This window comes from Bradyrhizobium sp. P5_C11_2 (assembly GCF_054049755.1).
This window is the reverse complement of sequence record NZ_JBFULT010000522.1, coordinates 1-5,389: the sequence shown is the minus strand read 5'-3', so window position 1 is coordinate 5,389 and position 5,389 is coordinate 1. Positions and strand designations below refer to the sequence as shown.

6 protein-coding genes are annotated in these 5,389 nt (G+C 65.8%); 2 read left to right on the top strand and 4 right to left on the bottom strand.

Annotated features, from left to right (window positions below):
- Positions 1-238: 238 nt before the first annotated feature.
- Together ACXJL8_RS32845 and ACXJL8_RS32840 are read left to right on the top strand one after the other, a co-directional pair.
- On the top strand, positions 239-676 hold the full coding sequence (locus ACXJL8_RS32845) for a hypothetical protein (RefSeq protein ID WP_456686286.1): 438 nt from the start codon (positions 239-241) through the stop codon (positions 674-676).
- A 402-nt stretch (positions 677-1,078) separates the two neighbouring features.
- Entirely contained in the window at positions 1,079-1,330 is a 252-nt protein-coding gene (locus tag ACXJL8_RS32840; protein WP_456623057.1) for a hypothetical protein, read from the top strand.
- A gap of 13 nt (positions 1,331-1,343) precedes the next feature.
- Here ACXJL8_RS32840 and ACXJL8_RS32835 read toward each other — a convergent pair whose 3' ends face one another.
- The 4 genes from ACXJL8_RS32835 to mgtE all read right to left on the bottom strand — a co-directional run bounded on the left by ACXJL8_RS32835 (position 1,344) and on the right by mgtE (position 5,389).
- Positions 1,344-2,375, bottom strand: a complete 1,032-nt coding sequence (locus ACXJL8_RS32835; RefSeq protein WP_456623058.1) for a hypothetical protein — start codon at positions 2,373-2,375, stop codon at positions 1,344-1,346.
- A 149-nt stretch (positions 2,376-2,524) separates the two neighbouring features.
- The gene (locus tag ACXJL8_RS32830; protein ID WP_456623059.1) at positions 2,525-3,343 is read right to left on the bottom strand and encodes an aldo/keto reductase; all 819 of its coding nucleotides are present in this window, start codon (positions 3,341-3,343) and stop codon (positions 2,525-2,527) included.
- A 148-nt stretch (positions 3,344-3,491) separates the two neighbouring features.
- Positions 3,492-3,794 (bottom strand): helix-turn-helix domain-containing protein, encoded by a 303-nt coding sequence (locus ACXJL8_RS32825; protein WP_456623060.1) that lies wholly within the window; start codon positions 3,792-3,794, stop codon positions 3,492-3,494.
- Positions 3,795-3,967: 173 nt separating this feature from the next.
- The gene (mgtE, locus tag ACXJL8_RS32820; protein ID WP_456623061.1) at positions 3,968-5,389 is read right to left on the bottom strand and encodes a magnesium transporter; all 1,422 of its coding nucleotides are present in this window, start codon (positions 5,387-5,389) and stop codon (positions 3,968-3,970) included.

The following is a 5,389-nucleotide window of genomic DNA, read 5'->3' as shown; positions in this document are numbered from 1 at the left end:
CCATGCAAGGCGCGATGGCGCGCGCGGGCCGAAGAATGGCGCTGACCGTATTTAAATGCGATGGGGAGCACATCGCCTGTTTCTAGGCGCGGCATAAGTGACCGCGAGTGCGCAGTACGTGCCAKTCCTATGCCGATCCTATGCCATCGCGATCGTGCCAATCTCGAAATCATACGGCATCCGTCGCCATATCCGCTCCGTCGCGCAAGCTCGCGCGGCGGAGCGAACTGGTGGAATGATGTCGAATTCAGAAGTCAACGACCGGATCATTGATCCGATGATGGCAATCGCGAACTGTTCGACGCGGCAGCGTATCATCGTGGTCGGCACAAAGAGCATGGAATTGATGATGCAGTTGCATCGTCGCGGATATCTGCTGGCGGCGGCGGCAGGCAATTGCGGCCTCCCGGCAGCTCAATACGAAGTCGCGCTGGTGGATTGGCGGCGGCGCACGCTTCATGCGCTCGATGCGGCAATGGATTGGCTCGACGATTTCCTGAGCCCTCGCGCCGTGCTGGTGATCTGGCTCGATGCGCAGAAGGCAGCGGCGAAGGACTCTCTTCGTGCCGCAGTGACGAAGCACGGCTTCGTCGTCCTGGAGGGCGCCGAGCATCCATGCGGCAGCGTGCTGCTGGCGCGGCGTTCGCAGGCCTTCCCCGTTCAGCAGGCGGCGTGAGCGCCAGCCACCGCCCGCGGCAGCAACGCAAACAGAACTCTTCAGGGATTTATCCGATGCCGACATCGAAGATACGACGTGTTGTCATTCGCGAGTGGATGGCTCTTGCGCCCGAGCAACGACGGTCCGCCGAGCAGGCGGTCGCCTTTGCGCGACGCGCCATCGAAAGACATAGCCTGCCGCGCCGACGGCGAACGCCGCATGCCGCGATGATGGCATGGTTGAAGCCGCGCACCGGGCGGCCCTGAAACCGGCCAAATGCTTGAGCGCGATGGTGGCGAGGGCAATTGTGTGCACTGCCACCGCAATACGGCGGCGGCTGCCTAAGATTGCAGACAGCAATTCCACACGCTATACGCTCAGGGGATTGAGATAACTCAACGCATAATATCGGGGGGCGAAATGAACAAGTTGATGATTGCTGCCGCGGTGGCGGTTCTCGGACTATCGACCGCCAAGGCGGCTCCACTTTACGAATGCGGCGGCGATCCGGCCTGCCAGGCCAAGCGTGACAGCATGTCTCGCGCCACATATGACCGAAACATCAACCGCTGCCTCACCTCCGCCGGTGCCACGCGCGAGCAATGGCGCGCGCACGCAGTGCCGAAACCTGCTGCCGACAAAGTCCGCGCCTGCCTCGCCGCCAACGGCTAGCATCGGCAGYAACCTACCCGCCAAAATCCCGCGGCGTGAATGGCAGGTCCATCACCTTCCATTCCCCGTACTTGTCGGCCGGCAGCATCCTGTAGGGCTGGCAGGCCTGGAGCGCGCTCGTCGCGGACTTCACGAGGGCCACGCCCTTCGCTGATGGCGGGGCTTCGATCAGGATCGGCGGGCGCAGCAGCGTGCCGTCGGTGGCGAGCACCGCGCGCAGCTTGATGCGCACGCTGTCGGTCGGCTCGACCCCGGCCGGCAGTTTTGCGCAGCTCTTCAAGTGCCGGCGCAGCTCGGCGATGATTTCGGGCGGAAGCTTGGCGGCGATCGAGTCCTTGGCGTCGCCGCCGTCGTCCTTGGGCGCGTCCTTCGGCTCGGGCGGCAATTCCGGCGGAAGGCCCAGCATGACGCCGTATTTGACGGTGACGTCGGGCTCGGGCGCCTGATAGGCCGGCGGCGCAGCCTCCCGCTGCGGCATCGCTTGTGGCGGCTGCGGCGCCGGCTGAGGCTGCTGCAGCGACTGAGGCTGCGGCGCCGGCTGAGGCTGCAATTGCGGCAGCGGCTGCTGCGGCGGCAGCTGCGATGGCTGCGGCTGGGGTTGCGAAGGCTGTGGCTGCTGAGGCTGTGGCTGCTGAGGCTGCGACTGCGCATTTGCCTCATGTTGCTTTGGCGCCTGTGAGGGTTGTGGCTGCGGCTGCTTCTGCTGTTGCGGTTCGGGTGGTGCCTGCTGCTGCTGCGATGATTGCGACGCGGCCTGTTGCTTGGCCTTCGCCGCCGCATCCGCCTTGTCGGTAAGATCGAGCTTCGGCAGCTTCAGGTCGGGGGGCGGCTCCGGCGCCTTCTTGGCCTCTTCCTTGGCCTTTTCCTCGGCTTTGGCCTCCTCCTGCTTCACCTGCTCCGGCGTGACGATGTCGACCGACACCGTTTCGGGCGCTGCGGGGTGAAACGGATGGACCTCGCTGATCAGGATGATCAGCCCCACCAGCGCCAGATGCGCGATCGCCGACGCTGCAACGTCCGTCCGTATGATCTTCCGCAGTTCCATCGCCCGATCTTGGGTTGCCGCCCTGCTCCTAAAGCGCGATGAGGTCAGGATCAACCGTCATCGCGCTTCAGGCTCTCGTTTGAGCATGATCTTATCGGAAAACCGCTTCGCACTTTTCCGGATCATGCTGGGCCTACGGCAGCCCGCCCTCAATCCCATTTCGGCGCGAAGCCGAAATCCATCAGCCGTCCCTTCGGACTGGCCAGCGCCGAGATCCGCGCCATCTCGTCGTCCGACAGCTCGAAATCGAAAATCTCGATGTTTTCCGACAGACGTTCGATGCGCGAGGTCCGCGGGATCGCGGAAACATTCTGTTGCACCAGCCAGCGCAGGCAGATTTGCGCCGGCGTCTTGCGATGGGCGCGCCCGAGCTCGACCAACGTCTGGTCGTTCTTGATGCGGCCCTTGGCGATCGGGCTGTAGGCGACCAGCGCCAGCCCATGCCGGTCGCACGCCGCCCGCACCTTGGCCTGGTCGAGATAGGGGTGAAATTCGACCTGATTGCAGGCGAGCGGCTCCGGGCACAGCGCGACCGCCTGTTCGATCAGCGCCACCGTGAAGTTGGAGACGCCGATGTGGTGCGTCAGGCCCATGCGCTTGGCATGCGCCAGCGCGCCCAGCGTCTCCGCCAGCGGCACGTGCGAATTGGGCCAGTGCAGCAGCAGGAGATCGACGCAGGGAAGCCGCATCCGGACGAGGCTCTCCTTGACCGAGCGCTCGAGATCGTGGGGCGCGAAATGGTTGGTCCAGACCTTGGTGGTGAGGAAGATGTCGTCGCGGCGCACGCCCGAGGACCGCAGGCCGTCGCCGACCTCGCGCTCGTTGTCATAGACCTGCGCGGTATCGATGTGGCGATAGCCGAACCGCAGCGCCTGCTCGACCACGCGCGCGCAGGTGCGCCCGCTCAACTCCCAGGTCCCGAGTCCGATCGCCGGTATCCGTGCGCTGTTGGCCTCGACGAACAGCATGAGGAATCCTCTCTGTCGCAGTCGCCCCCAGGCGCATTATGGACCCGGCCAGCCACAGTGCCAACGGAAGCCGCTACAGCCGGACCGGGTTATTCAGCGCAATGCTAACGGGAGGTTGGCGTCAGGCCTTGCCGTCAAGCCTTAAACGTCAAGCTTTGGCAAGCGCCTGGAACACCGTCTCCGGTGCGTGCGCGATCACCGCGAGCAGCGCGCGGGCCGGCCCGCGGGGGGCGCGCTTGCCCTGCTCCCAGTTGCGGATGGTCTCGACGGGCACCCCCAATTTGGCGGCGAACTCCATCTGGGTGAGGCAGGCGCGACGGCGCAGGTCGCGCACCGCGAGCGAACCTGATTCAGCCGGCGTGGCAGCGCTCGCGGGCTGGAGCGGACACTCCTGCCCGTCCCGCAATTCGACGATCCGCCCGTCCGCCTTCAGCCGCAACCGCATGCTCATTCCCCCAAGCGCGGGCGATGATGCGGCAGGTCGCTTAAGTTCGGATTAAAGATGATGGCTGTCAGTCCGTAGCCCGGATGGAGCGCAGCGCAATCCGGGGCGCCTCTCGTACCGAAGCAGCGGTCCCGGATTACGCTTGCGCTCCATCCGGGCTACGAATTCCAACGCGCTGCCTACCTCAACCCGAACCAGAGCGTCGCGATGCCGAGGAAGGAGAAGAAGCCGACGACGTCGGTCACGGTGGTGACGAACGTGCCGGAGGCCACCGCCGGATCGGCCCGCACCCGCTCGAGCGCCATCGGAATCAAGATGCCGCCGAGCGCGCCGGCGACGAGGTTGCAGATGATCGCGAGCCCGATGACGATGCCGAGGCCCGGGATCCTGAACCAGACCACCGCCGCAATCCCGGTGATCACGGCGAAGGCGAGGCCGTTGACGAGGCCGACCGTGGCCTCGCGCATCACCACGCGCCAGGCATTGGAGGAGCCGAGCTCGCGGGTGGCGAGCGCGCGCACCGCGACTGTCATGGTCTGGGTCGCGGCGTTGCCGCCCTGGCTCGCCACGATCGGCGCCAGCACGGCCAGCGCCACCATCTTCTCGAGCTGGCCCTCGAACAGGCCGAGCACGGAGGACGCGAGGAAGGCGGTGGCGAGATTGACCAGCAGCCAGTTGAACCGCGCCCGCGCGATGGTGAACACGGTGTCGGAGAGTTCTTCGTCGCTGTTGACACCGCCGAGCGCCTTGAGGTCCTCGTCCGCCTCTTCCTCGATCACGTCGACGACGTCGTCCACGGTGATGACGCCGACGAGGCGATCCTGGGTGTCGAGCACGGGGGCGGCGACGAGATTGTACTTGCCGAACATTCGCGCCACCTCCTCCTGGTCCTCCAGGACGGAGACGCGGCGGCGATCCTCGTCGGTCAGCTCGGCGAGCGGCACCGGACGGCGGGCGCGGAGCAGCACGTCGAGCGGGATCGCGCCCTGCCAGTGCTGGTCCTTGTCGACGACGTAGATCTCGTAGAAGCGGTCGGGCAGATCCGGCGTCTCGCGCATGTAGTCGATCGCCTGGCCCACGGTGAAATCCTGCGGCACCGCGATGAACTCGGTCTGCATCCGCCGGCCGGCGGAATTTTCCGGATAAAGCAGGCTGCGCTCGAGCGCGACGCGCTCTTGCAGCGGCAGCTTCTCGAGGATCTCCTCCTGATCGGCCTCGTCGAGGGTCTCGAGCAGCTCGACCGCGTCGTCGGATTCGAGCTCGCGGACGCCCTCGGCGACGGTCTCCGGCGGCAGCTCCTCGAGGATCTCCTCGCGCACGCCCTCGTCGAGCTCGTTCAGCGCCGAGAAGTCGAAATCGCGCCCGGTGAGCTCGACCAGGCGGACACGGTCGTCGGGCTCCAGAGCCCCGATCAGATCGCCGAGATCGGCCTCGTGCAGCTCGGCGACGCAGGCGCGCAGCGCGGCGCTGTCGCCGGCCTCGATCGCATGCGCGATCTCCTCGACGAATTCGTGACGAATTTCGCCGTCTTCATTGCGCATCGGAACGTGGTCGAGTACCGAGGCCTCGGCGGAAGGGGCACCGTCCATATGTTCGTCCAT

What these genes read in the sequence shown, in the direction of transcription:
- ACXJL8_RS32845 (WP_456686286.1), top strand. Translation starts at nt 239, where the DNA reads ATGTCGAATTCAGAAGTCAACGACCGGATCATTGATCCGATGATGGCA.
- ACXJL8_RS32840 (WP_456623057.1), top strand. Translation starts at nt 1,079, where the DNA reads ATGAACAAGTTGATGATTGCTGCCGCGGTGGCGGTTCTCGGACTATCG.
- ACXJL8_RS32835 (WP_456623058.1), bottom strand. Translation starts at nt 2,375, where the DNA reads ATGGAACTGCGGAAGATCATACGGACGGACGTTGCAGCGTCGGCGATC.
- ACXJL8_RS32830 (WP_456623059.1), bottom strand. Translation starts at nt 3,343, where the DNA reads ATGCTGTTCGTCGAGGCCAACAGCGCACGGATACCGGCGATCGGACTC.
- ACXJL8_RS32825 (WP_456623060.1), bottom strand. Translation starts at nt 3,794, where the DNA reads ATGAGCATGCGGTTGCGGCTGAAGGCGGACGGGCGGATCGTCGAATTG.
- mgtE (WP_456623061.1), bottom strand. Translation starts at nt 5,389, where the DNA reads ATGGACGAACATATGGACGGTGCCCCTTCCGCCGAGGCCTCGGTACTC.